The organism is Streptomyces sp. NPDC032091 (genome assembly GCF_055580265.1).
Genome location: NZ_JBVILR010000004.1, coordinates 53,338 through 78,129 on the forward strand (window position 1 = coordinate 53,338; position 24,792 = coordinate 78,129).

Annotated in this window: 21 protein-coding genes; 7 read left to right on the forward strand and 14 right to left on the reverse strand. The window is 74.6% G+C overall.

The window, feature by feature from the left end; translation table 11 throughout:
* Positions 1-2 precede the first annotated feature (2 nt).
* Positions 3-1,349 carry a vanadium-dependent haloperoxidase gene (locus ACZ5NJ_RS08495; protein WP_468763937.1) on the reverse strand — a complete coding sequence of 449 codons (1,347 nt, stop codon included), beginning with the start codon at positions 1,347-1,349 and terminating at the stop codon, positions 3-5.
* A gap of 226 nt (positions 1,350-1,575) precedes the next feature.
* Here ACZ5NJ_RS08495 and ACZ5NJ_RS08500 point away from each other — a divergent pair, with 226 nt between their 5' ends.
* Together ACZ5NJ_RS08500 and ACZ5NJ_RS08505 are read left to right on the forward strand one after the other, a co-directional pair.
* On the forward strand, positions 1,576-2,757 hold the full coding sequence (locus tag ACZ5NJ_RS08500) for an exonuclease SbcCD subunit D (RefSeq protein ID WP_468763938.1): 1,182 nt from the start codon (positions 1,576-1,578) through the stop codon (positions 2,755-2,757).
* Positions 2,754-5,765, forward strand: a complete 3,012-nt coding sequence (locus tag ACZ5NJ_RS08505; RefSeq protein WP_468763939.1) for an AAA family ATPase — start codon at positions 2,754-2,756, stop codon at positions 5,763-5,765. Before ACZ5NJ_RS08500 ends, ACZ5NJ_RS08505 begins: the two co-directional genes overlap by 4 nt.
* Here ACZ5NJ_RS08505 and ACZ5NJ_RS08510 read toward each other — a convergent pair.
* Positions 5,755-6,201 (reverse strand): Lrp/AsnC family transcriptional regulator, encoded by a 447-nt coding sequence (locus tag ACZ5NJ_RS08510; protein ID WP_468763940.1) that lies wholly within the window; start codon positions 6,199-6,201, stop codon positions 5,755-5,757. The two genes, ACZ5NJ_RS08505 and ACZ5NJ_RS08510, sit on opposite strands and share 11 nt — an antisense overlap.
* A gap of 94 nt (positions 6,202-6,295) precedes the next feature.
* Between ACZ5NJ_RS08510 and ACZ5NJ_RS08515 the strand changes: the two genes are divergently transcribed.
* The gene (locus ACZ5NJ_RS08515) at positions 6,296-6,808 is read left to right on the forward strand and encodes a rhodanese-like domain-containing protein (protein ID WP_468763941.1); all 513 of its coding nucleotides are present in this window, start codon (positions 6,296-6,298) and stop codon (positions 6,806-6,808) included.
* A gap of 81 nt (positions 6,809-6,889) precedes the next feature.
* Here ACZ5NJ_RS08515 and ACZ5NJ_RS08520 read toward each other — a convergent pair whose 3' ends face one another.
* The 4 genes from ACZ5NJ_RS08520 to ACZ5NJ_RS08535 all read right to left on the reverse strand — a co-directional run bounded on the left by ACZ5NJ_RS08520 (position 6,890) and on the right by ACZ5NJ_RS08535 (position 12,776).
* The gene (locus tag ACZ5NJ_RS08520) at positions 6,890-8,599 is read right to left on the reverse strand and encodes a DUF885 domain-containing protein (protein WP_468763942.1); all 1,710 of its coding nucleotides are present in this window, start codon (positions 8,597-8,599) and stop codon (positions 6,890-6,892) included.
* Positions 8,600-8,634: 35 nt separating this feature from the next.
* A complete protein-coding gene (locus tag ACZ5NJ_RS08525; protein ID WP_468763943.1) occupies positions 8,635-10,053 on the reverse strand; it encodes a GNAT family N-acetyltransferase in 1,419 nt (472 codons plus the stop codon).
* Positions 10,054-10,188: 135 nt separating this feature from the next.
* On the reverse strand, positions 10,189-11,787 hold the full coding sequence (locus tag ACZ5NJ_RS08530) for an alkaline phosphatase D family protein (RefSeq protein ID WP_468763944.1): 1,599 nt from the start codon (positions 11,785-11,787) through the stop codon (positions 10,189-10,191).
* 113 nt (positions 11,788-11,900) lie between these two features.
* The gene (locus ACZ5NJ_RS08535; RefSeq protein WP_468763945.1) at positions 11,901-12,776 is read right to left on the reverse strand and encodes an alpha/beta fold hydrolase; all 876 of its coding nucleotides are present in this window, start codon (positions 12,774-12,776) and stop codon (positions 11,901-11,903) included.
* A gap of 324 nt (positions 12,777-13,100) precedes the next feature.
* Between ACZ5NJ_RS08535 and ACZ5NJ_RS08540 the strand changes: the two genes are divergently transcribed.
* Positions 13,101-13,853, forward strand: coding sequence for a GntR family transcriptional regulator (locus ACZ5NJ_RS08540; protein WP_468763946.1), 753 nt, complete (start codon positions 13,101-13,103; stop codon positions 13,851-13,853).
* An 88-nt stretch (positions 13,854-13,941) separates the two neighbouring features.
* Here ACZ5NJ_RS08540 and ACZ5NJ_RS08545 read toward each other — a convergent pair whose 3' ends face one another.
* The 3 genes from ACZ5NJ_RS08545 to ACZ5NJ_RS08555 form a co-directional block, all read right to left on the reverse strand.
* Entirely contained in the window at positions 13,942-15,093 is a 1,152-nt protein-coding gene (locus ACZ5NJ_RS08545; protein ID WP_468763947.1) for an ROK family transcriptional regulator, read from the reverse strand.
* A gap of 77 nt (positions 15,094-15,170) precedes the next feature.
* Positions 15,171-15,821 carry a response regulator gene (locus tag ACZ5NJ_RS08550; protein WP_468763948.1) on the reverse strand — a complete coding sequence of 217 codons (651 nt, stop codon included), beginning with the start codon at positions 15,819-15,821 and terminating at the stop codon, positions 15,171-15,173.
* Positions 15,822-15,825: 4 nt separating this feature from the next.
* A complete protein-coding gene (locus ACZ5NJ_RS08555; RefSeq protein WP_468763949.1) occupies positions 15,826-17,007 on the reverse strand; it encodes a sensor histidine kinase in 1,182 nt (393 codons plus the stop codon).
* A 107-nt stretch (positions 17,008-17,114) separates the two neighbouring features.
* Between ACZ5NJ_RS08555 and ACZ5NJ_RS08560 the strand changes: the two genes are divergently transcribed.
* The 3 genes from ACZ5NJ_RS08560 to ACZ5NJ_RS08570 are packed head-to-tail and all read left to right on the forward strand — an operon-like array spanning position 17,115 to position 19,277.
* On the forward strand, positions 17,115-18,026 hold the full coding sequence (locus ACZ5NJ_RS08560) for an ABC transporter ATP-binding protein (protein WP_468763950.1): 912 nt from the start codon (positions 17,115-17,117) through the stop codon (positions 18,024-18,026).
* 23 nt (positions 18,027-18,049) lie between these two features.
* Positions 18,050-18,799: an ABC transporter permease gene (locus ACZ5NJ_RS08565; protein ID WP_468763951.1), complete on the forward strand. Its 750-nt coding sequence runs from the start codon at positions 18,050-18,052 to the stop codon at positions 18,797-18,799.
* Between the two features lie 40 nt (positions 18,800-18,839).
* Positions 18,840-19,277 carry a hypothetical protein gene (locus ACZ5NJ_RS08570; protein WP_468763952.1) on the forward strand — a complete coding sequence of 146 codons (438 nt, stop codon included), beginning with the start codon at positions 18,840-18,842 and terminating at the stop codon, positions 19,275-19,277.
* A 170-nt stretch (positions 19,278-19,447) separates the two neighbouring features.
* Here ACZ5NJ_RS08570 and mug read toward each other — a convergent pair whose 3' ends face one another.
* The 5 genes from mug to ACZ5NJ_RS08595 all read right to left on the reverse strand — a co-directional run bounded on the left by mug (position 19,448) and on the right by ACZ5NJ_RS08595 (position 24,700).
* On the reverse strand, positions 19,448-19,987 hold the full coding sequence (gene mug, locus ACZ5NJ_RS08575; protein ID WP_468764306.1) for a G/U mismatch-specific DNA glycosylase: 540 nt from the start codon (positions 19,985-19,987) through the stop codon (positions 19,448-19,450).
* The gene (purB, locus tag ACZ5NJ_RS08580; RefSeq protein ID WP_468763953.1) at positions 19,984-21,417 is read right to left on the reverse strand and encodes an adenylosuccinate lyase; all 1,434 of its coding nucleotides are present in this window, start codon (positions 21,415-21,417) and stop codon (positions 19,984-19,986) included. Before purB ends, mug begins: the two co-directional genes overlap by 4 nt.
* Before the next feature lie 71 nt (positions 21,418-21,488).
* Positions 21,489-22,271 carry an SGNH/GDSL hydrolase family protein gene (locus tag ACZ5NJ_RS08585; RefSeq protein ID WP_468763954.1) on the reverse strand — a complete coding sequence of 261 codons (783 nt, stop codon included), beginning with the start codon at positions 22,269-22,271 and terminating at the stop codon, positions 21,489-21,491.
* Positions 22,272-22,343: 72 nt separating this feature from the next.
* The gene (locus tag ACZ5NJ_RS08590) at positions 22,344-23,363 is read right to left on the reverse strand and encodes a hemolysin family protein (protein ID WP_468763955.1); all 1,020 of its coding nucleotides are present in this window, start codon (positions 23,361-23,363) and stop codon (positions 22,344-22,346) included.
* A complete protein-coding gene (locus ACZ5NJ_RS08595) occupies positions 23,360-24,700 on the reverse strand; it encodes a hemolysin family protein (RefSeq protein WP_468763956.1) in 1,341 nt (446 codons plus the stop codon). Before ACZ5NJ_RS08595 ends, ACZ5NJ_RS08590 begins: the two co-directional genes overlap by 4 nt.
* Positions 24,701-24,792: the final 92 nt, after the last annotated feature.

The window sequence follows — 24,792 nt, forward strand, 5'->3', positions numbered from 1 at the left end:
CGTCAGAGGCGGCCGGACAGCAGCCGGTCCGCGTGGCGCAGCGCGTACCGGCCGACCGTCTCCCCGAGCCGTGCGCCCGCCTCGTCGGCGGAGCGGCTGTGGATCCCCGAGTACACCCGGGCGTCCACGTTGTCCCGGGTGAGCTGGTCCCAGCCCGAGTAGGCGCGGTGAACGCCCGGCGCGGTCGGGCTGGTCAGGTCGAACGGCTCCGCGACCGGTCCCGCGAGGGCGTCGAGGACGGCCTGCGCGGCGCCCGCGTACGTGGCGTGGCCGCTGGGGTAGTCGGGGTGGGCCGGGGTGTTGTGCAGGGGACGCCAGGCCGGGTCGGTGCCGATCGTGCCCGTGCGGATCGCCGTCACCGGCCGCCAGCGCAGGTACGTGTACTTGGCGTCGGAGGTCGCGATCTGGGTGTCGACCGACGCCGCGTGGAAGAGGGCGAGCAGCGCCGCCCGGTCGGCGGTCGAGCCGTGCGAGCGGGCCACGGCGACCCGCAGCGCGTCGGTGTAGAGGGTCAGCGAACCGCCGTACCAGAAGTTCGCCGTCTCCGTCTGGCGGGGCGTGCGCACCGTACTGCCGGCCGCGCCGTACGCCCGGACCTCCTCCAGGTCGGCGCGGTAGCGGACGGAGTCCAGCGCGGGCGGCGGGCCCGGCCGGAACTGGTCGGCGTGCTCCAGCAGGAAGGGCCGGGCGAGCCGGTTGCCGTACTGGATGGCCGGCGCGTAGCCGTCGGGGGTCGGCTGCCAGACGCCCGGGGCGGCCGGGGGCACGGGGAAGGGCGCGTTCGAGGAGGCCGGGTCGAGGCCGTCACCGGCCCGGGCGGCGAGCACCGCCCTGGCCTGACGGGCTCCGGCGGCCACCCCCCGGTCCTCGGCCGGCCCGTCCGGTATCCCGGCGAGGGTGGTGGCGAGGGCCGTGTCGAGGTCGTCCTTGCGGGAGGGGGCGAGGGCGGCCAGCACGTCGTGGACGGCGGAGGCGACGGCCGCGTCCTGGAACCGGCCCCGGGACGGGCCGCCGCCGGGGGCCTCACGGGCGGCCCGCGCGGCGGCGATCCAGCCGACGGCCCAGGTGCGGCTGTTGGTGATCTGCGTCGGGGCGGCCGTCGCGGCCACGGTCCGCGCGGTGACGTCGTACCAGTCGAGCACCACCGCACCGGCGCCGGCCGGGCCCGGCCGGACGGGCGCGGCGGCCGAGGGGACGGCCGCGCTCAGCGCGAGCAGCGCCGCACAGCCGGCGGCGAGCAGCGCGGGACGGGTGCGGGACGGCCGGGGCACCGGCGGGCGGGCGGGGCCCGGAACCGGGGTGCGGGAACGTCGCGGGAGCGGTGTGCGGGAAGGTCGCGGGAGCGGCATGCGGCGAAGCTAGCGAGCGGCCCCGGCGGCGGACAAGCACGCGAAGCCGCCACCGCGTACCCGCCACGGAACGTTGGCACCGCCGCCACGGCCCCGTAACGGAGGGGGCCGGTTTCCCCCGCGGGCCGGGGCGGCGGCGCGGACGGGTTACCGTGGATGGCCGACGCGCAGCGCTGTCGGCGCGGAAGGCGTGGAGGAGAGCGGGCGTGCGGGTCGGAGCGGTCGAGTGAAGTTCCTGCACACCTCCGACTGGCACCTGGGCCGGTCCTTCCACCGCGTGAACATGCTCGGAGCCCAGGCCGTCTTCGTCGACCACCTCGTCGAGACCGTGCGCGAGCACGCGGTCGACGCCGTCCTCGTCGCCGGGGACGTCTACGACCGGGCCGTGCCCCCGCTGCCCGCCGTCGAGCTCTACGACCGGGCGCTGCACCGCCTCGCCGACCTCGGCGTGCCCACCGTGATGATCTCCGGCAACCACGACTCCGCCCGCCGCCTCGGCGTCGGCGCCGGACTCATCGGCCGGGCCGGGATCCACCTCAGGACCGACCCGGCCGGCTGCGCCGACCCCGTGGTGCTGGCCGACGCCCACGGCGACGTGGCCCTCTACGGGCTGCCGTACCTGGAACCGGCCCTGGTCAAGGACGCGTTCGCGGCGGAGAAGGTCAGCCACGAGGCCGTCCTCGGCGCGGCCATGGACCGCGTCCGCGCCGATCTCGCCGGCCGGCCCGAGGGCACCCGCTCGGTCGTCCTCGCGCACGCCTTCGTCACCGGCGGGCAGGCCAGCGACAGCGAACGCGACATCGCCGTCGGCGGGGTCGAGGCCGTACCCGCCTCCGTCTTCGACGGCGTCCACTACGCGGCCCTCGGCCACCTCCACGGCTGCCAGACGATCAACGAACGGGTCCGCTACTCCGGTTCCCCGCTCGCCTACTCCTTCTCCGAGGCCGACCACCGCAAGTCCATGTGGCTGGTCGACCTCGGCCCCGCCGGGGAGATCACCGCCGAGCGGCTCGACACCCCCGTCCCCCGCCCCCTCGCCCGGCTCCGCGGCCGCCTGGAGGAGCTCCTGGACGACCCCGCGCTCACCGGCCGTGAGGACAGCTGGATCGAGGCGGTCCTCACCGACCCCGTCCGGCCCCGGGATCCCATGGCCCGGCTCACCGCCCGATTCCCCCACACCCTCAGCCTCGCCTTCGAACCCGAGGGCCGCCGGGACGACGGCGCCGCCTCCTACGCCCAGCGGCTGCGGGGCCGCAGCGACCAGGAGATCGCCGAGGACTTCGTCGCCCACGTCCGCGGCGGCGGCAGCGCCGACGAGGCCGAACGGGCCGTCCTGCGCGGCGCCTTCGACGAGGTCCGCGTCCAGGCCGCGGCCTGCGAGGACGGCCGCCGGGAGGCCGCCCGATGAGGCTGCACCGCCTGGAGGTCACCGCCTTCGGCCCCTTCGCCGCACCCCAGAGGATCGACTTCGACGCCCTGTCCGGCGCCGGGATCTTCCTGCTGCACGGCCCCACCGGTGCTGGCAAGACCTCCGTCCTCGACGCCGTCTGCTACGCCCTCTACGGCTCCGTGCCCGGCTCCCGCCAGGCCCCCGGCACCACCCTGCGCAGCGACCACGCCGCCCCCGACACCCCGACCGAGGTCACCCTCGAACTCACCGCCGGCGGCCGCCGCCTGGAAATCACCCGGCGCCCCGAACAGGACCGCCCCAAGAAGCGCGGCACCGGCACCACCAAGGACAAGGCCCAGTCCTGGCTCCGCGAGCACACGGCCGACGGCTGGACCGCGCTCAGCCGCTCGCACCAGGAGATCGGCGAGGAGATCGAACAGCTGCTCGGCATGAGCCGCGAGCAGTTCTGCCAGGTGGTCCTCCTCCCGCAGGGCGAGTTCGCCCAGTTCCTGCGGGCCGGCGCCGAAGCCCGCGGCCGCCTCCTCGGCCGGCTCTTCGACACCCGCCGCTTCGCCGCCGTCGAGGCCCTGCTCGCCGAACGCCGCCGGGCCGCCGAGGCCAGGGTGCGGGCCGGCGACGAGAAGGTGCTCGCCGCCGCCCAGCGCCTCGCCCAGGCCGCCGGCGACAGCGCCGACCTGCGGGCCTGGCCGCTCCCCGCCCACCAGCCCGGCGACCCCGGCCTCGCCGACGCCGTCCGGGCCTGGGCGGCCGTGGCCCGCTGCTCCGCCCGCGAGCGGCTCACCGTCGCCGAGTACGCCCTGGCCGCCGCCGAGGGACGGCACGCCGCGGCCCGGCGCGCCGCCGAGGAGGCCCGGGAACTCGACCGGCTCCAGCACCGCCACGCCGAAACCGCCCGCCGGGCCGCTCTGCTGGAGCAGGCCGAGCCGGAACGCGCCCGGGTGCGGGAGCTGCTGGACCGGGCCCGCCGGGGTGCCCTCGTCGCCCCCGCCCTGGAACTGCGCGGGGCCGCGGCCGCCGCCCACCTCACCGCCGCGCACGCCGAGACCCTCGCCCGGGTGGAGCTGCCCGCCGCCCTCGGCGGGGCCGGCACCGAACAGCTCGGCGCCGTCGAGCGGCGCCTGCGCGAGGACCTCGGCGCGGCCGGCGCCGCCCAGCGGGCGGAACAGCGCAGCGCCGAGATCGGCCGCGAGCGGGCCACGCTGGAGCGCGAGTCCCGCGACGCCGACGAGCAGCACCAGGAGTCCGCCGACTGGCTGGCCCGCTGGGACGCCACCCGCGCCGCCCTGCAGGAGCGGGTCGACGCCGCCCAGCAGGCCCTCACCCTCGCCGAACAGCTCGCCGGCCGGCTGGAGCCCGCCCGGATGCAGCTCACCGCCGCCCGGCGCCGCGACACCCTCGCGGCCGACGCCGAAGCCGCCGCCGGCGAGCTGGACTCCGTACGCGAGGAGTCGTACGCCGCCCGGGAGCGCTGGCTGGGGCTCAAGGAGGACCGGCTGCGCGGCATCGCGGCCGAGCTGGCCGGGGCCCTCGTCGCCGGGGAGCCCTGCACGGTGTGCGGATCGGAGCAGCATCCCGCCCCGGCCCGCCCCGCCCCCGGGCACGTGGACCGGGCCGCCGAGGACGCCGCCCACGCCCGCTTCGAGCAGGCCGAGGAGCGCCGGGCCGCCGTCGAACGCCGGCTCGCCGCCCTCCGGGAGGCCGAGGCCGAGGCGGCGGGGGCCGCCGGGTCCGCCACCACCGCCGAACTCCTCGCCCTCACCGAGGACCTGAGCGGCCGTCACGCCGCCGCCCAGGCCGAGGCCGCCGGGCTCCACACCGCCCGCGAACGCCTCGCCCGCGCCGAGCGGGAGCACGAGGCCCGCAGCTCCGACCGGCTCGAAGCCGAACGCCGCGCCGCCGCCCGGGCCTCCCGGCGCGAGGCCCTCGACCGGGAGCAGGCCGCCCTCGAAGCCGAGCTGGTCCTCGTCCGGGGCGACTCGCCCAGCGTCGCGGCCCGCGCCCGCACCCTGGAGGACCGCATCCGGATGGTCACCACGGCCGCGGCCGCGCTGCGCCGCGCCGAGGTCACCGCCGCACGGCTCAAGGAGGCCGACGACCAGCTCGCCGACGCCGCCTACAAGGCCGGCTTCGAGACCACCGACGAGGCCGCCGACGCCGTGCTCCCCGAGTACGAGCGCACCGCCCTCCAGCACCGCCTCGACGCCTGGCAGGCCGAGGAGGCGATGCTCGCCGACCGCCGCGCCGAGGCCGGCACCGCCGCGGCCGCCGCCCTGCCCCCGGCCGACCCGGCCGCCGCCGAGGCCGCCGCGGAACGGGCCGCCGCCCGGCTGCGCACCGCCGGCTCGGCCGTGGACGCCGCCCGGGTCCGCTGCGCCGAACTGGACCGGCTGTCCCGGCAGGCGGAACACGAACTGCGCACCCTGGGCCCGCTGCGCGAGGCCTACGAGCGGGTGGCCCGCCTCGCCGGGCTCACCGCGGGCACCTCCGCCGACAACGAGCGCAAGATGCGGCTGGAGTCGTACGTGCTGGCCGCCCGGCTGGAACAGGTCGCCGCCGCGGCGACCGTACGCCTGCTGCGCATGTCCGGAGGCCGCTACACCCTCGTCCACTCCGACGCCCGGGCGAACGGACGCGGGCGCTCCGGGCTGGGGCTGCACGTACTGGACGCCTGGACCGGCAGCGAGCGGGACACCGCCACCCTCTCCGGCGGCGAGACCTTCTTCGCCTCGCTCGCCCTGGCCCTGGGGCTGGCCGACGTGGTCACCGACGAGGCGGGCGGCATGCGGCTGGACACCCTCTTCATCGACGAGGGCTTCGGCAGCCTCGACGACCAGGCCCTGGACGAGGTCCTCGACGTACTGGACAGCCTGCGCGAACGCGACCGCAGCGTCGGCATCGTCAGCCACGTCGGCGATCTGCGCACCCGGGTCCAGGCCCAGCTGGAGATCGTCAAGCAGCGCGGCGGCTCGGTGGTGCGCCACCGCACCGCCGGGGTCACGGACTGAGCGGACGCCGCGCCAGCGGGGACGAGTAGACGATGCTGGTGGTCACCGGCCCCAGGCCGGCGATCCGCCCGGTGACCTCCTCCAGGTGCGCCATCGACCGGGCGGCCACCTTCAGGACGAAGCAGTCGTCGCCCGTCACGTGGTGGGCCTCCAGGATCTCCGGGGTCGCCTCCAGGAAGTCGTGGAACGGCTTGTAGTTGCCGTGCGGATAGCGCAGCCGCACCAGTGCCAGGATCGCCTTGCCGAGCTTCTCGTGGTCGACGACCGCGGTGTAGCCGGTGATGATCCCGGCCTCCTCCAGCCTGCGGACCCGCTCGGTGACGGCGCTGGCCGACATCGACACGGCGCGCGCGAGCTCCGTGAAGCTGGCCCGGCCGTCGCGCTGGAGGGCCGCCAGGATGCGCCAGTCGGTGGCGTCGGGGGAATAGCCGGTCATGCGGCAGGTCTAGCAGGGGATTCCCCGGCGGAACAAGCCGAAAGCCGGGGAATCCCACTTCCCGGGATGATCAACGCTTCGTAGATTTTGAGCCATGACGACGACGAACCACACGACCGCCCCCGCCACCACCAACCCCGTCCTGCGGGTCCCGCCCGCCGCCCCGGCCGCTGCCGCCGCCTACTTCGCGGCCAGCCTCGCCTTCCACGCGGACGTGTCCGACGTCGCCACGGCCGTCAAGGCCCACCGCGAGCAGGGCGCCGACCTCGGCTTCCAGCTGATCGACTCCCGCTCCACCCCGTCCTGGGACCAGGCCCACGTGCCCGGCGCGATCCACCTGCCCACCGCGCTGATCCCCGAACAGGCCGAGAAGCTCCTCGACAAGAACCTCCCCGTGGTCACCTACTGCTGGGGCCCCGGCTGCAACGGCGCCACCCGCTCCGCCCTGGCCCTCGCCGAACTCGGCTTCCAGGTCAAGGAGATGCTCGGCGGCATCGAGTACTGGATCCGCGAGGGCTTCGAGGTCGAGACCTGGCAGGGTCCGCAGCGCCGCGACGGGGCCGACCCGCTGACCGCCCCGACCGACTCGGACGACTGCGGCTGCTGAACCGCCGCCCCCCGTACGACGGCCGCCCGCCCCCGGCGAAGGGGGCGGGCGGCCGTGGTGGCGTACGGGGTCCCAGAGGTCTCAGAGCCGCGAGAGCTCGTCCACCAGGTCGTCCAGACCCAGCGAACCCTGCGACAGCGCCGCCATGTGCCAGGCCTTCAGGTCGAAGGACTCACCCCGCGCGGCGCGGGCGTTGTCCCGCCCCAGCAGCCAGGCGCGCTCGCCCAGCTTGTAGCCGATCGCCTGGCCCGGCATCGACAGGTAGCGGGTCACCTCGCTCTCGATGAAGTCCGCCGGCCGGCCGCTGTGCATCCCGAAGAACTCCTGCGCCAGGGCCACCGTCCAGCGTTCGCCCGGGTGGAACGGCGAGTCCGCCGGGATCTCCAGCCCCAGGTGCATGCCGATGTCCACGATCACGCGGGCCGCGCGCATCATCTGGCAGTCCAGGTAGCCCAGGCGCTGCTCGGCGTCCTTGAGGTAGCCCAGCTCGTCCATCAGGCGCTCCGCGTACAGCGCCCAGCCCTCGGCGTTCGCGCTGACGAGGCCGACGCTCGCCTGGTAGCGCGACAGCTGGTCGGCCACGTGCGTCCACTGCGCCAGCTGGAGGTGGTGGCCCGGAACGCCCTCGTGGTACCAGGTGGAGACCAGGTCGTACACCGGGAAGCGGGTCTGCCCCATGGTGGGCAGCCAGGTGCGGCCCGGACGGGAGAAGTCCTCGGAGGGGTTGGTGTAGTACGGGGCCGCCGCGCCGCCCGACGGGGCGATCTTCGACTCGACCCGCTTGACCCGCTCGGCGAGCTCGAAGTGCGTGCCGTCGAGGTTCTCGATGGCCTCGTCCATCAGCCCCTGCAGCCAGGCCTGGACCTCGTCCACGCCCTCGATGTGGGTGCCGTGCTCGTCCAGGTGGCGCAGGACGTTCCACGGGTTGGGCTCGTCCGGGAGGATCTTGGCCGACTCGGCCTTCATCTCGGCGAGCAGGCGGTGGTACTCGGCCCAGCCGTAGGCGTACGCCTCGTCCAGGTCGAGGTCCGTGCCGTTGAAGTAGCGCGACCAGCGGGCGTAGCGCTCGCGGCCCACCGGGTCCGGGGCGTCCGCGACGGCCGGGGCGTACACGTCCCGCATCCAGTCCCGCAGTGCGACCACGGCGGCGGTCGCCGCGGCGGCCGCGGCGTCCAGGCCGGCGCGCAGGGCGTCGGGACCGGCGGAGGCGAACTCCCCGAAGAAGTCGCGCTCGGCGTCGTCGTCCTGGCCGGCCCAGGTGGTGAGCTGGCCGATGAAGGTGGCGGTGGCGCGCGGGCCGCCGAGGAGCCCGCGCTCCAGGCCGAGGGCGAGGCACTCGCGGTAGCCGGCGAGGGCGGCCGGGACGGCGCGCAGCCGCTCGGCGATGGCGGTCCAGTCCTCCTCGGTGTCGGCCGGGGTGAGGGTGAAGACCTCGCGCACCTCGTGCGCCGGGGAGTGGATGTTGCTGACGGCGCGCAGATCCTCGTCGGCCTCGTGGACCGCGAGTTCGGCGTTCAGGCGCTCGCGCAGCAGGCGGGCGCAGCGGCGCTCGACGTCGGTGTCGGCGCCGGGCAGCCGCTCGGCCTCGTCGAGCCGCGCCAGCGTGCTGCGCGACAGCCGGGCGGCCTCGGCGCGGCCGGCGGGGGAGAAGTCCGGCAGCCTGCCGGAGCTCGCGGCGACACCGAGGTAGGTGCCCACGATCGGGTTGATGGCGATGAGTTCGTCGACGTAGGCGTCGGCGACCTGACGGGGCAGAAGAGCCGCGCTGTCACTGTGGAGGGTGTCTGACATGCGGACATCTTCGTATGAGCGGCACCCCTACGTCATCACCGTACGGGCTTGTTCTCCTGTCGCAGTCCGGATCCCGGGCGCCTGGCGGCCTTGGCCGGCTCCAGCCGGGCCGTGATCACCAGGGTGCCCTCCTCGATCTGGTAGTCCAGGGGCAGGCCGAGGCCGCGCATGGCCGCGACCATGCCGGTGTTGGAGGCCTGGGTGACGGCGTACACGCTGTCGCAACCGGCCTCGACCGCCATCGCGAGCAGCCGGCGCAGCAGTTCGGAGCCGATGCCCCGGCGCTGCCATTCGTCCTCGATGAGGAGCGCGACCTCGGTCTCGTCCCCGTCCCACAGCAGGTGCCCGAGGGCGACGAGCCGGCCGGAGGCGGTGGTGGCGGCCAGGGTGCGGCCGAAGCGGGGGCTGAGGAGGTGGCCGAGGTAGCGGTCGGCGTCGGCGACGGGGCCGTGGTAGCGCAGGGCGAGGGTGCGGTCGCTGCACCGGTCGTGCATGGCGCGGGCGGCCGCCAGGTCGGAGCCGTCGGCGCGGCGCACGGTGATCTCGTTGCCCTCGGGCAGGGTCAGCACGTCCCGGCTCCGGGGGACGCGGGGGCCGAGGCGGGCGTCGAGCTCGACGAGGGCGCGGGCGCGGGCGAACTCGGTCGGGGTGAAGGGCAGGTAGGGGCGCTCCACGGTGATCGCCCCGCCCGAGGGGTCGCGCAGCCGCATGACGGTGGCCTCCAGGACGCCCTCGACGGGGGCGTCGGCGCCGTGGTTGGGGCGGCCGGAGAGGGTGGTGGCGGGGATCGACTGGATGGTGCAGCGGCCGAGGAGCTGGCGCAGCGCGAGGGGCAGTTCGGCGGCGTCCAGGGCGGTGCGGGTGGCCAGGCCCAGGACCCGGGTGGGGGTGTCCACCAGGTCGTGGGCGTCGGCGCGTTCGATCCAGGTGCCGCGGCCGCCGGCCCGGGCGACGGCGCGGGTCAGGTCGGCGGTGGCCAGGTGGCGCGGGGCGCGCAGCAGGAACTCGTCGACCGTGCCGCCCTCGGGGAGGGGGTGGGTCTGGAGGGTCAGGATGTCGACGTCGGCCCGGGCCAGGGCCGTGCACAGCGCGGCGAGGCTGCCGGGGGCGTCGCGCACGGTCGTCCGCATCCGCCAGAGGACCCCGGCCACCGGTGCGGTGTCCGCCGGGGCCTCCTCCGGCGCGGCCGGGGGCGGATCGGAGGGTGCGGTGGCCTCCGGCGGCGGCGCATGGCTGTGCCGGCGGGCCCACCAGGTGTGGAAGGCCGCCGTCACCAGGAGCGCGACGGCCGAGGCGACCAGCAGGAGCGGGCCCCGGGGGCCGTGCGCGACGAGGTTGGCGATGCCGTCGGCGACCGCCACGGCGCAGAAGAGGGCGGCGAGTTCGACGAGGTCCCGGCGCCAGTGGTGGCGGTGGGGACGCGGGGCGCGCGGGGCGAGGTTACGGTCAGTCATGCACAACACTCTGGCGGCCGGGTGTTGCGTGATCACGAACAGTCTGTGACCGACTGGTTAAGTGTCGCTCTGGCCCGTTTCTCCCGGTTTTCCGGCAGGTTTCGGCTGCTGCCGATCGCGGTCCGGCGGGTGCGCTCACGCCTGTCCGACGCGGCCCGGCTGGAGCACCTGGGTGAAGAGTACGCCGCCTCCCTGCCGGCGCAACCGCACGGTGAGTTCCCCGCTGTCGCCGTCGATCTCGACCTCGCCGTAGTACGGGGGGTTCTCCGCCGGGGACATGTTGGCGACCGGCGCCGACTGGACGAACTCGGTCCGCGGCCCGAACGTCGCGTCCAGCTTCCCGGCGGGGAAGCCGCCCGCGCCGACGGGTCCGGAGACGAACTCCCAGAACGGGGCGAAGTCGGTGAAGGCCGCGCGCTCGGGGGCGTAGTGGTTGGCGGCGGTGTAGTGGACGTCGGCGGTGAGCCAGAGGGTGCCCGTGATGTGCTGGTGCTTGATGTGGCGCAGGAGGTCGGCGATCTGGAGCTCGCGCCCGAGCGGGGCCCCCGGGTCGCCCTGGGCCACCGCCTCGAAGTCCGCCGCGCCGTCCGGGACGACGATCCCCAGCGGCATGTCGGCGGCGATCACCTTCCAGGTCGCCCGGGAGCGCGAGAGCTCCCGCTTGAGCCAGGCCAACTGCTCGGTGCCGAGGATGCCGACCGGGTCGTCGGTCTGGCGGCCGGGGGAGTTGGCGTCGCGGTAGGTGCGCATGTCGAGCACGAACACGTCCAGCAGCGGGCCGTGCCGCAGTACCCGGTACATCCGCCCCTCGGCGCGGCCGCCCCGCAGGTCGGTCACGGGGAAGTACTCGCCGAAGGCCCGGCGGGCGCGGGCCGCGAGGGTGTCCACGTCCTTGACGGTGTAGCGCGGGTCGTCGAGCAGCTGGCCCGGGTACCAGTTGTTGCGCACCTCGTGGTCGTCCCACTGGGCGAGGACCGGGACCTGGGCGTAGAACGCGCGCAGGTTGTGATCGAGCAGGTTGTAGCGGAAGTTCCCGCGGAACTCGGCGAGGGTCTCGGCGACCTTGGCCTTCTCCTCGGTGGTGACGTTGTGCCAGACGCGGCCGTCGGGCAGCGGTACGGCGGCCTTGAGCGGCCCGTCGGCGTAGATCGTGTCGCCGCTGAAGAGGAAGAAGTCGGGGTCGCGCAGCCGCATCTCGTCGAAGACCCGGTATCCGCCGAGCTCGGGGTTGATGCCCCAGCCCTGCCCCGCCAGGTCCCCGGACCACAGGAAGCGCACGTCCTGGCGGCGGGAGACGGGCGTGGTGCGGAAGCTGCCGCGCACCGGCTCGCCGCAGCGCCGGGGGTCGTCGGGGTCGGTGAGGACGACCCGGTAGTGGATCTGCCGGCCGGGCGGCAGGTCGCGCAGGGCGACGGTGCCGGTGAAGTCGGTGGCCGGGCCGAGGAAGGGGCCGCCGTGGCGGTGGACGCCGTAACGGAACGACTCGCTCGGGGAGGTCTCGACGTACATCCGCGCGGGCCGGTCGGAGCGGGTCCAGACGGTGGCCGAGTGGGCGGTGATCTCGCCGGACTGGACGCCCCAGAGGGCGGCCGGGCGGCCGGAACGGGTGAAGGCGGGCACCCGGGGGGAGGCGGCCAGCGCGGGCGCGGCGAGCGCCGTGGACAGGGCCAGGCCCACCGGGACGGCGAGGGACCCGCCGAGCAGGGACCGTCGGGTGTGCGGCATCGAGGCCATGGGTGCGGCTCCAGGGACGGCAGGGGGGATGGCCGGACCAGTGTGCCGCCGCACACCGGACCGGCCGGTACGCCCACGCGAACCGTGGATGAACACCCGTCAGCCGATCATGGTCACCCGCTGCCGCTGCCGCTGCCGCTGCCGCTGCCGCTGCCGCTGCCGCGGGCGGTCTCGCGGACGACCCGGGCGACGAGCGCCGGGTCGTCGTTCATCGGCACGTGCCCGCAGTCCCGCAGCCGCACCAGGCGGGCTCCGGGGATGGTCCGCTTGGCGCGCACGCCCTGGCGGGGCAGGAGCAGCCGGTCGCGGGAGCCCCAGGCGATCGTCACGGGCAGGCCGGGCAGGTCGTGGCCGAACCGCACGGGGCCGTCCGCCGCCAGGGTCCGCTCGAAGCCGGTGGCCTCCCGCAGCGCCAGGGTCTCGGCGACCACGGCCTGCGGGGAGCGCCGGCCCGGACGGGAGTAGATGCTGCCGGTGAGCGCGGCGCGGCCCGGGGCGCTGCGCGCCAGCCGCTCCAGTGCCGGGAGGGGGAGGGACCGGGCTCCGGCGCGCATCGCGCGCAGGGCGACGAAGGCGTAGACCCGCTCGGGCTCCGACCAGAACCCGGCGGGGGAGAGGGCGGTGACGGAGCGGGCGAGGCCGAGGCGTCCCATCTCCAGGGCGAGCAGGCCGCCGAGGGAGTTCCCCGCGAGGTGCGGGCGCTCGACGCCCAGCGCGGCGCAGAGCGCGCCGAGGGCCGGCGCGACGGTGCCGAGGTCGTACGGGACGCCCGGCGGCAGGGGCGCGGAGGCCCCGAAACCGGGCAGGTCGACGGCGATGACGTCGTACTCGGCCGCCAGGATCGCGGAGACCGGGTGCCAGGCCTGGAAGTGGTGGCCGATGCCGTGCAGCAGGAGCAGGGGTTCGCCCGCGCCCTTGCGCTCGTAGGCGACGGTGGCGGTGCGAGGGCCCTGCGGCGTGTCGATCGTGAAGGAGACCGTTGCGGTCATGCTGCTCCTCGTCGGGTGGACGCGATGCGGTGCGGGCCGTCGCTGAGGACCGCCGCCCCCATCATTACCGTCCGGTAGCCGCCGGGTCAGGGCCTTCCGGGAAACGCGAGGCGGGCACGAACATCCTGTGAACGTCTTGCTACATATGCCCGATCTGCCCGGCCGCGTGGCCAGGATTGGTCTTGACCAAGGGGGTGCGCCGTCCTATCGTCGCAGGGATAGTGCAGGAACCTTTAATAAACAAAGGCGCGGAACTGCGGCGCGGAACTGCCGCTCGAACCGCCGCCGGACACGGCGACGGCGGCGATCGCAGGAGGAGTCAGGGTGGGGACCACGCAGCTCGAATCGGTACCGGAGCCGAAGTACTGGCACCTCAAGACCGTCCTCAGCGAGGCGCTGGACCGGGACTTCGCGGTGGGCGAGGTCCTGCCGAACGAGCGTGAACTCGCCGCCCGCTTCGGCGTCGCCCGGGCCACCCTGCGCCAAGCCCTCGAACAGCTCGAACTCGAAGGGCGCCTGCAGCGCCGCCGCGGGGTCGGCACGACCGTCGCCCCGCCGCGGGTGGGCGTCTCCGTCGGCAGCGCGGGAGACGGCTGGCCCGGCGACAGCGCCGACGGCTGGGAGGCCGTGGACGCGGTGGAGACCGTCCCGGCCGGCGCGGTCCTGGCGCTGCTGGGCACCGCCGCCGGCCAGCCGGTCCACACGGTGCGCCGGACCCGCGTCACGCAGGGCCAGGCCGTCGCCGCCGAACTGCTGTACGTGCCCGCCACCTCCGTGCCCGGGCTCTCCGCCATCGACGCCCCCGCCGGACCCGCGCGGGCGCGCGCCGTCCTGCGGGAACTCCAGCGGCTCGCGCTGGACGGGCAGGACCGCTCGGTGGAGCTGGGCTCCGCCCGCGCCGACGACGCCAAGGAACTGGACCGGCTGCCGGGCGCCCCCGTGCTCCTGGTGACCACCCGCTACTTCACCGCCGAGGGCACGGCCGCGGTCTCCGTGGCCACCTACCGCGCCGACACCTGCCGCCTCACCTTCGGTGACACGGGCATGGAAATCACCGAAACCCGCGCCGCCTCCTGACCGAGCGGCAACACCGGCCACCCCCGGCCCCCCGCCGACGCCGAGGCGCGGGGTCCGGGGCGGAGCCCCGGAGGGGGAGCCGGAGGAGTCACCTGGCGGTGACGGTCTTCTCCACCGCGAACAGCTCCTGCTCCACATGGTCCAGCGCCAGCCGCAGCGCCCCCGTGGCCACCGCTGCCTCACCCAGCAGCGACAGCGCCACCCTCGGCGGCCGCAGGCAGTACCGCTCCAGCTCCCGCCGCAGCGGATCGAGCACCCCGTCCAGGCCGGCCGCCCAGCCGCCGACCACGACCAGCTCGGGATCCATCGCCAGGACCAGCGCCGCCACGTCGTGCACCAGCCGCTGGAGGAACCGTTCCACCGCGGCGACCGCCCGCTCGTCGCCCCGCTTGGCCATCGCGAAGACCTCCGCGACCGCCGGTTCGTCCAGCGGGTGCAGCGGCTCGCCCGTCGTCGACAGCAGCCGTTCCGGGGTGGCCTCCCGCCCCAGCAGGTGCAGCGCGCCGATCTCGCCCGCCGCGCCGCCGAAGCCCCGGTGCAGCCGGCCTCCGATCAGGGAGCCCGCGCCGGGGCTCAGTCCGGCCATCACGAACACCATGTCGTCGCTGTCCCGCGCCGCGCCCTTCCAGTGCTCGGCGACGGCCGCCGCGTTGGCGTCGTTCTCCACCCGGACCGGGCAGCGGAACGAGCGCCGCAGCCGCTCCCCGAGGGGCAGACCGGTCCAGCCGGGCAGGGCGGTCCCGAGGCGGACCGTGCCGTCGGCCTCCACGATGCCGGGGCTGCCCACCCCGACCGCCCGCAGCGAGTCGCGCGGGATGCCGGCCCGGCGCAGCAGATCGGCCACGGCCGCCCTGACCCGCTCCAGCCGTTCGTCGGCCGACGCGGTCTCGGCCACGTCCTTCGTGCCGGCCCCGATGACCCGGCCGTCCAGCCCGGACAGCAGCACGGCGATCCGGTGCGAGCCGATCTCGATGCCCAGCAGATGGCCGGCCTCGGCCCGGAACCGGAACCTCCTGGCCGGGCGGCCCTGCCGTCGCGCGCCTTCCTCCGCGTCGGCCTCGACCACCAGGCCGGCGCCCATCAGCCCCTCCACCACCCCCTCGACCGTCGGCCGGGAGAGCCCGGTCACCCGCGTGAGGTCGGTGAGCGTCGGCGATTCGGCCGCGCGCAGTGCGCGCAGCACCACGGCCGAATTGATCCGCCTGAGCAGAGAGGGATCCCCGCCGGTCAGCTGCCCCAACGTGTGTCCTCCCAGCTAGCGGCCCTGTCAGCCGGATCGTACTGCGCCCGCGGCGGCTCGGCGAGGAGCGGCCCCCCTCAGGCCGGTGAGACGAATCCGGACTCGTACGCGGTGATGACCGCCTGGGTCCGGTCACGCGCCCCCAGCTTGCCCAGGATCGCGCTGACGTGTGACTTGACCGTCTCCGTGCCGACGATCAGCTCGCGGGCGATCTCCACGTTGGTCAGCCCGCGTGCCATCAGCCGCAGGACGCCCTCCTCCCGCTCCGTCAGCGCGGCCCGCTCCAGGGCGGCCCGGGCCTGCCGGTTGCCGTACTCGGCGGCCAGGGCCCGTACCGCGGAGGGGAACAGCAGCGTCTCCCCCTCCGCCACCAGCCGCACCGCGTGCACGATCTCCGCCGGCCGGGCCCGCTTCAGCAGGAACCCGTCCGCCCCCGCGCGCAGCGCCTGGTAGACGTACTCGTCGTTCTCGAAGGTCGTGACCACGATGATCTTCGGAGGTGAGTCCACCGACCGCAGGACCGCCCGGGTCGCCTCGATCCCGTCGAGCAGCGGCATCCGCACGTCCATCGCCACCACGTCCGGCCGCAGTCGGCGGACCAGGGGGATGACGGACGCCCCGTCCGCCGCCTCACCCACCACCTCGATGTCGGGTTGGGAATCCAGGACGGCGCGCAGCCCCGCGCGCACCAGGGGTTCGTCGTCGACGAGCAGTACGGTTACCGGCATCCGCTCAGCCTATTCGCTCCAGGGGAAGCAGCGCCCGCACCCTCCAACCGCCGTCGTGGGGACCCGTTTCGGCACGGCCGCCCAGCAGCGATGCCCGCTCCCGCATCCCGCGCAGCCCGCTCCCCCCTCCCGTGCTGAAGGAAGGGCGTTCCGGCAGCGGGTTCGTCACCTCCAGCTCCAGCCGGCCCTCGGCCATCTCGACCCGCACGCGGACGGGGACGGGGCCGCAGTGCCGCAGCACGTTCGTGAGCGCCTCCTGCAAGATCCGGTAACCCTCCCGGGTGACGGGGCCCGGCAACTTCTCCAGCGGGCCCGTCAGTTCGGCGTCCACCGACGCCCCCGAGGCGCGGGCCGACTCCAGCAGCCGGTCCGCCTCCGCCAGCGTCGGCCGCTGCGACGCGGGCTGCGCGGACTCCCGCAGCACCAGCAGCACCCGCTCCAGGTCCTCCAGCGCGGCCCGCCCCGTCTCCTCGATCGCCAGCAGCGCCCGGTCGGTGAACTCCGGGTCACCGGCGGCCCGCGCCGCACCCGCCTGGACCACGGCGACGGTCAGCGCGTGCCCGATCGAGTCGTGGAGCTCCCGCGCGATGCGCGCCCGCTCCAGCAACTGCTCCGTACGCGCCTCCAGCGCACTGAGCCGCTCCGCCGCCGACGGCCCCAGCAGCCGCCCGGCGACCACGGTGACCAGCTCGCCGAGGACGAACACCACCACCATCAGCAGGACCAGGGGCAGGGGCGCCAACGCCGCCGCCGCCCATGGGGCGATCGTGTCCGGCAGGAGCCATTCCAGCTCCTCGCTCGACCCGTATCCGCACGCCAGGCGGATGAGGTCGACGGTCGTGACCGGCAGCCAGACCGAGACGCCCATGGCGACCGCGGCGAAGAGCATCCTCGTCTCCAGCCACACCAGCGTCCGCCAGCGGTCGGCCCAGCGCGCCGACGGCTCCGCGCTGATCGTGGCGTCGGCGCCGTCCCGCTCGTACGGAGCGAGCAGGAACCGGGCCTGGAGCCCCTCGGCCATCCGCACCCACGGCACGAACCCGAACGGCGCGACGATCACCAGCGGCACCCACGGCTTGTCCACGTCTATGAACTGCCACACGGCCACCAGCAGTACGGGCACGCACAGGTGCAACCAGCGGGTGTACGTGACTGGTTGGAACGGAGCGCGCAGAAGTCGGAACATGCCCTCATCGTCGCAGCGCCCCCTCACCGGGCGTCTCCCCCGTACGGGGGAGACGGGACCCTCGCACGGGGGAGGAGGGGGAGAGGCAGGACGAGGAGTCTTGAGCCATGAACACCATCGCGTTCCGAGAACTGACCAAGGCGTACGGCGCCTCCCGCGCCGTCGACCGCCTCACCTTCGACGTCCTGCCCGGCCGGGTCACCGGCTTCCTCGGACCCAACGGGGCCGGCAAGTCCACCACGATGCGCCTGCTGCTCGGCCTGGAGCGCCCGACCTCGGGCACGGCCACCGTCGGCGGACGGCACTACCGCGACCTGCCGGACCCGCTGCGCCGGGTCGGAGCGCTCCTGGACGCCCAGGCGGCGCACGGCGGGAGGACCGCGCGGGACCATCTGCGGATGCTCGCGGCCGCCGGCCGCATCCCGGCGGGCCGGGTAGAGGAGGTCATGGAGCAGACCGGCATCGCCCCGGTGGCCGGGCGGAGGATCAAGTCCTTCTCCCTCGGCATGCGCCAACGGCTGGGCATCGCCTCGGCCCTGCTGGGCGACCCGGAGGTCCTGCTCCTGGACGAGCCCACCAACGGCCTCGACCCCGAGGGCATCGTCTGGATCCGCGAGCTGCTCCGCGAGCTGGCCGCCGACGGCCGTACGGTCCTGGTCTCCAGCCATCTGATGTCGGAGACGGTGGCCTTCGCCGACCACCTGGTCGTCCTCGGGCGGGGCCGGCTGCTGGCCGACACCTCCATGGAGGAATTCATCGACGCCCGCAGCACCCCGCGGGTGCGGTTGCGCACCTCCGAGCCGGCCCGGCTCCGGGCGGCCCTGGCCCGGGAGGGGTTCGAGCTGACCGATGCCGACGGCGGGTGCTGGACGGTCGAGGGCATACAGGCCGAGCGCCTCGGCCGGATCGCCGCCGGGGAGGGCGTCCCCGTGCTGGAACTCGCCGACGAGCGGGCCTCGCTGGAACAGGCCTACCTCGATCTGACGGCCGAACACGCCCAGTTCGCCGCCACCCGCTGACCCGCCCCGAAGGAGGCTTCGCCATGAGCACCGCCCTGCCCACCCGACCCGTCCTGCACTCGGAATGGATCAAGATACGGTCCCTGCGTGCCAGTTCCACCGCGCTGGTCATGATCCTGGTGGCCACCGTCGGGGTCCAGACGCTGACGGCCGCCGCGATAGGCCGCAACCAGCAGGGCGTCCTGGGGGAGGACCCCCTGTTCGCGGCCTACTACGGCATCCTCTTCGGCCAGATCGCCGCCATGGCCTTCGGGACGACCGCCCTGGCGGCGGAGTTCCATCACGGCGCCCTGCGCACCTCGCTCGCGGCGGTGCCGAGCCGTACCCGCTTCTACCTGTCGAAGATGGTGGTGATCGGCGGGCTGGCCCTCGTCGTGGGCCAGGTCACCGGATTCCTCACCTTCCTCGCCGGTCAGGCCCTCATGGGTCCGTACGCCCTCCACCTCGGCGATCCCGGCAGCTACCGCGCCATCGTCGGCAGCGGCCTCTACCTCACGCTGATCGCCCTGCTCGCGGCCGGACTGACGGCCCTGCTCCGCAGCGGGGCGCTCGTGCTCAGCCTGCTCATACCCCTGTTCCTGATGGTGTCCTTCATCGTCGGGGCGGCCACCGGCGGTGTGGCCGAGTTCCTGCCGGACCGGGCGGGGCAGGCGGTGATGCACAGCCAGGCGGGAAGCGGTCTCGGGCCATGGAGCGGGCTGGGCGTCCTGGCCCTGTGGGCCGGTGCCGCGCTGGCGGGCGGCTGGCTGGCGGTGCGGCGCAGGGCGGCCTGACGCAGGGCCAGTTGTCAGTGGTCGCCGGAATACTGACGACATGACCACGGCAGAGCACCTCGACACGATCGACCGGCTCCGGGCCACGGCCTTCCCGCCGCTGCCGGCACAGGGCCCGCACCACAGCGGCGGGCCGGCGCACCACCTGGTCACGCTCAGCCTCACCCGGGACTTCTGGGACGACGACGGCTCGGGCCGGGAGGAGGCGGGCGAGCAGATCGCCGCCGAGTACGGGGCGCTGACCCAGGCCCTGACCGACCGGTGGGGGGAGCCGCAGGTCTTCGCCGTCGGCTCACTGCTGGACCGGGAGTTCGCGGGAGAGGAGATACCGGAGCCCTGGGACGTCATCTGCAACACCACCGACCACGTGCACCTGTGGCGGGCCGGGGACCAGTGGCTGGTGGTGTACGTGGCGCAGTGGGACAAGGAGTTCCCCTACCTGCTGACAGCGGGGATCACCGTGACCGACCCGCCCTAGGACCTGTCGTCAAACTCCCGTCTGCCCCGCGACGCCTGGCACGCGCTCTCGCCGCACCGGGCGAAAGCCAAGTACGTCCAGTACGCGGGCTTCCGCCCGGCGCACCGAGAGCACGCACCAGACGCCGCGGGGCCGCCCTCCGGGCGACGACGGGAGTGTGACGACAGGCCCTAGGAGCCTTCCGCGGCCTCGCGGAGGCGGGCGAACTCCTCGGCCATCGAGGCCGCCGTCCAGTGGGCGTTGAGGCCGCTCGGGTTGGGCAGGGCCCAGATGCGGGTCGCGCCGATGGTGCGCTCCTGCGGGCCTATGACGGCCTTCTTCTCCCCGAACGCCGTGCGGTAGGCGGTCACCCCGACCACGGCCAGCCACCGGGGACGCAGCCGTTCCACCTTCGCGGTCAGGATCCGCCCGCCCTCGCGGAACTCCTCGGCGCTGAGCTCGTCGGCGCGGGCGGTGGCCCGGGCGACGACGTTGGTGATGCCGAGGCCGTAGGACAGCAGCTCCTCCTGCTCGGCGGGGGCCAGCCGGCGCGGAGTGAAGCCGGACAGGTGCAGGACCGGCCAGAAGCGGTTGCCGGGGCGGGCGAAGTGGTGGCCCGTCGCGGCGGAGAGGAGGCCCGGGTTGATACCGCAGAACAGCACACGCAGACCGCCCGCGACCACGTCCGGGAGGACGCGGTCGCGGGCGGCTTCGAGCTCTTCGGGGGTCAGAGGATCGACCCCGGGGCGTAGCCGGCGGCTTCCGGGTGCTCCTTGGCGATGGCCTCGATACGGGAGACCACGGTCGCGACCTGGTCACCCGCGGCGCCCGTGAAGGACAGCTTGTCGGCCATCAGGGCGTCCAGCTGCGCGCGGTCCAGCGGCATCCGGTCGTCGGCGGCGAGCTTGTCGAGGAGCTCGTTGCGCTCGGCGCCCTGCTCGCGCATGGCCAGCGCGGAGGCGACCGCGTGCTCCTTGATGACCTCGTGCGCGGCCTCGCGGCCCACACCGGCGCGCACCGCGCCCATCAGCACCTTGGTGGTCGCGAGGAACGGCAGGTAGCGGTCCAGCTCGCGGGCCACGACGGCCGGGAAGGCGCCGAACTCGTCGAGGACCGTCAGGAAGGTCTCCAGCAGGCCGTCGAAGGCGAAGAACGCGTCCGGCAGGGCCACGCGGCGGACGACGGAGCAGGAGACGTCGCCCTCGTTCCACTGGTCGCCGGCCAGCTCGCCGGTCATCGAGGCGTAGCCGCGCAGGATGACCATCAGGCCGTTGACGCGCTCGCAGGAGCGGGTGTTCATCTTGTGCGGCATCGCGGAGGAGCCGACCTGGCCGGGCTTGAAGCCCTCGGTGACCAGCTCGTGGCCGGCCATCAGGCGGATCGTTTTCGCGATCGACGACGGGGCGGCGGCCAGCTGCACCAGGGCGGTGACCACGTCGTAGTCGAGGGAGCGGGGGTAGACCTGGCCGACCGAGGTGAAGGCCTGGGAGAAGCCGAGGTGCGCGGCGATCCGCTGCTCCAGGTCGGCCAGCTTGGCGGCGTCGCCGCCCAGCAGGTCGAGCATGTCCTGGGCGGTGCCGACGGGGCCCTTGATCCCGCGCAGCGGGTAGCGCGCGAGCAGGTTCTCCAGGCGGTCGTAGGCCACCAGCAGTTCGTCGGCGGCGGTCGCGAAGCGCTTGCCCAGGGTGGTGGCCTGCGCGGCGACGTTGTGGGACCGGCCGGCCATGACCAGCTCGGCGTGCTCGCCGGCGAGCTTGCCCAGGCGGGCGAGCACGGCGACGGTGCGGTCGCGGGCCAGCTCCAGCGAGAGGCGGATCTGCAGCTGCTCGACGTTCTCGGTGAGGTCGCGGGAGGTCATGCCCTTGTGGACGTGCTCGTGGCCGGCGAGGGCGTTGAACTCCTCGATGCGGGCCTTCACGTCGTGCCGGGTGACCTTCTCGCGCTCGGCGATGGAGGCGAGGTCGACGGTCTCCAGGACGCGCTCGTAGTCGGCGAGGGCGGCGTCCGGGACCTCGATGCCGAGGTCCTTCTGGGCGCGCAGGACGGCGAGCCACAGCCGCCGCTCCAGCGTCACCTTGTACTCGGGGGACCACAGGACGGCGAGCTCCGCGGAGGCGTAGCGGCCGGCCAGGACATTGGGGATGCGGGGCTTGGCTGTCACGTGTAGGGATTCTACTGGGGCCGGAGCTGTGCGTTTACGCAGGTGGGGGCAGTGCCCGCAATTGTGGCTTGCTACAAGAGCGGCGGGTTCCCGTATGGCAGAAGCTCCGGCCGCTTCGGCGGGCGGCCGTCGCCCGAGGAGCGGCCCGTCAGGCGGCGGCCGATCCAGGGCAGCAGGTGCCGCTTCGCGAAGCGCAGGTCCTCGGTGCGCCGTACGCCCCAGCCCGGCGCGGCGGCGGACGGCAGGGCCCGTGTCCAGTCGTCCTCGGCGGGCAGCCCGAGGGCCTGCCAGACCGCCTCCGCCACCCGCCGGTGGCCCTCGGCCGTCAGGTGCAGCCGGTCGGCGTCCCACAGCCGCGGGTCCCCGAGCGCCGGAGCCCCGTAGAGGTCCACCAGCAGTGCGCCGTGGCGTGCGGAGAGCTCCTCCAGGATGCCGAAGAGCTCCTCCATGCGCGGCCGGAAACGTTCCATCACCGGCCCCTGCCGGCCCGGCGAGCGCATCAGGACGAGCCGCCCGCACGACGGGGTCAGCAGCTCCACCGCGGCCTCCAGGTGGCCGCGGACGCGCCCCATGTCCACCTTGGGCCGCAGGGCGTCGTTCAGCCCGCCCACCAGCGTCACCACGTCCGCCCGCATCGCCGCGGCGACTGGGGCCTGGTCCTCGGCGATCTGCCCGATCAGCTTCCCGCGCACCGCGAGGTTGGCGTACCGGAAGCCCGGCTCGCGCGCCGCCAGGCGGGCGGCGAGGAGGTCGGCCCAGCCCCGGTAGGAGCCGTCCGGGAGCAGGTCGGACATCCCCTCGGTGAAGGAGTCCCCGACCGCGACGAAACTGGTGTATGACGCATTCATCTCCATGGCGGAGCGATGCTACCGCGCGGTACCCCGGCCGTGCAGGGCCGGGGACCGCACCAGGCCCCACCCGGTGGTCTAGGCCGAGGCCGGCCTGCCGAAGAGCTCGCGCAGGACGTCCTCCATCGTCACCAGCCCCGTCATGGCGCCGTCCGCCCCGAGGACCGCCGCCAGGTGGGTACGGCTGGCCCGCATGGCGGTCAGCACGTCGTCCAGCGGGGTCTCCGCCCGCACCTGGGCGATCGGGCGCAGTTCGGACACCGGGAAGGGCCGGCTCCGCTCCACCACGTCGAGGGCGTCCTTGACGTGCAGGTAGCCCAGGATCCTCCGCTGCCCGTCGACCACCGGGAACCGGGAGTAGCCCGACTCGGCCGACAGCCGCTCCAGCCCGGCGGCGGTGATGCCCTGCCGGGCCGTGACCACCCGGGCCACCGGCAGCACCACGTCGGCGACGGGCCGCCGCCCCAGTTCCAGGGCGTCGTGCAGCCGCTCGCTCGCCCGGCCGTCGATCAGCCCGGCGTCGCTGGAGTCCTTGACCAGCCGGGCCAGCTCGTCGTCCGAGAAGGTGGCCGCGACCTCGTCCTTCGCGTCCACCCGCAGCAGCCGCAGCAGGGTGTTGGCGAACGCGTTGATCGCGAAGATGACGGGCTTCAGCGCATGGGTCATCGCCACCAGCGGCGGGCCCAGGAGCAGCGCCGTGCGCACCGGCTCGGCCAGCGCCACGTTCTTGGGCACCATCTCGCCGAACAGCATGTGCAGGTACGTGGCCAGGGCCAGCGCGATCACGAAGGAGATCGCGTGCGTCACCCCGGACGGCACCCCGACGGCGTCGAGCAGCGGGCTCAGCAGGTGCGCGATGGCCGGCTCGGCGACCACGCCCAGCACCAGGGTGCACAGGGTGATGCCCAGCTGGGCCGCCGCCATCAGCGCCGACACGTGCTCCAGGCCCCACACGACCGCGCGGGCCCGCCGGTCGCCCTGCTCGGCGTACGGCTCGATCTGGCTGCGCCGGACCGAGATCAGCGCGAACTCCGCGCCGACGAAGAAGGCGTTGACGACCAGCGTCGCCAGGCCGATCAGCAGCTGGATCGCGGTCATCGGTCCCCCTCCGGGCTCTCGTCGCCGGGTGTCTCGGCCGGGGCGTGCAGCAGCACCCGCGCGGCGCGGCGGCCGCTCGCGTCCACCACGTCCAGGCGCCAGCCCTCCAGCTCCATCCGGTCCCCGACGGCCGGGATCCGGCCCAGTTCGGCGGCTATCAGCCCGGCCAGGGTCTCGTACGGGCCCTCGGGCACCCGCAGTCCGATCCGCCGGAGCTGGTCGGTGCGGGCGGCGCCGTCGGCGGAGTACAGGGCGCGGCCGGACTCGTCCGTGCCGGCCGGTGCCAGGTCGGAGGTCTCGTGCGGGTCGTGCTCGTCGCGCACCTCGCCGACGACCTCCTCGACGATGTCCTCCAGGGTGGCCACACCGGCGGTGCCCCCGTACTCGTCGATCACCACGGCCATCGTCTGCCGGCCGGAGAGCCGGTCCAGCAGCCGGTCCACGGTCAGCGACTCCGGTACGAGGAGGGGCTCGCGCAGCAGCCTCGACACCGGGTGGCGGTGGCGCTCCTCGGCGGGCAGGGCCAGGACGTCCTTGATGTGGACGGTCCCGACGACGGTGTCCAGGCTGCCCCGGTAGACGGGGAACCGGGACAGGCCGGTGGCCATGGTCGCGTTGGCCACGTCCTCGGCGGTGGTCTGCACGTCCAGGGCCGTGACCTGTACGCGCGGGGTCATCACGTTCTCGGCGGTCAGGTCGGCCAGGTTCAGCGTCCGCACGAACAGCTCCGCCGTGTCCTTCTCCAGCGCGCCCGCCTTGGCGGAGTGCCGGGCCAGGGCCACCAGCTCCTCGGGGCTGCGGGCGGAGGCCAGCTCCTCGGCGGGCTCCATGCCCAGCCGGCGCACCAGGTGGTTGGCGGTGGTGTTGAGGTGGCTGATCAGCGGACGGAAGGCGCGGCTGAAGACCCGCTGCATGGTTGCCACGCGCTTGGCGATGGCCAGGGGGGAGGAGATGGCCCAGTTCTTGGGGACCAGCTCGCCCACGACCATCAGGACCACGGTCGACACGACGGTGCCGAGGACCAGGGCGGTGGAGGAGGCGGCAGGGGCCGACAGGCCCATGGCCTTGAAGGGGCCCGTGAGCAGCGCGGCGATCGACGGCTTGGAGATCATGCCGATGACCAGGCCGGTCACGGTGATGCCGAGCTGGGCGCCGGAGAGCTGGAAGGTCAGGCTGCGGACGGCGGCCAGTGCGCTGTCCGCGCCGCGCTCGCCGCGCTCGACGGCCCGTTCGAGCTCGCTGCGCTCGACGGTGGTCAGCGAGAACTCGGCGGCGACGAAGATCCCACAGGCAAGGCAGAGCAGCAGCGCCACGACGAGCAGGAGCACTTCGGTCATCGGTCGATCACCTCCGTCCCATGATCGGCCAGGGGACGGGGTGCCGCGCGGTGTCGCGCGCGGGAGTGCCGGGGACTGGGAGGCTCGCCCAT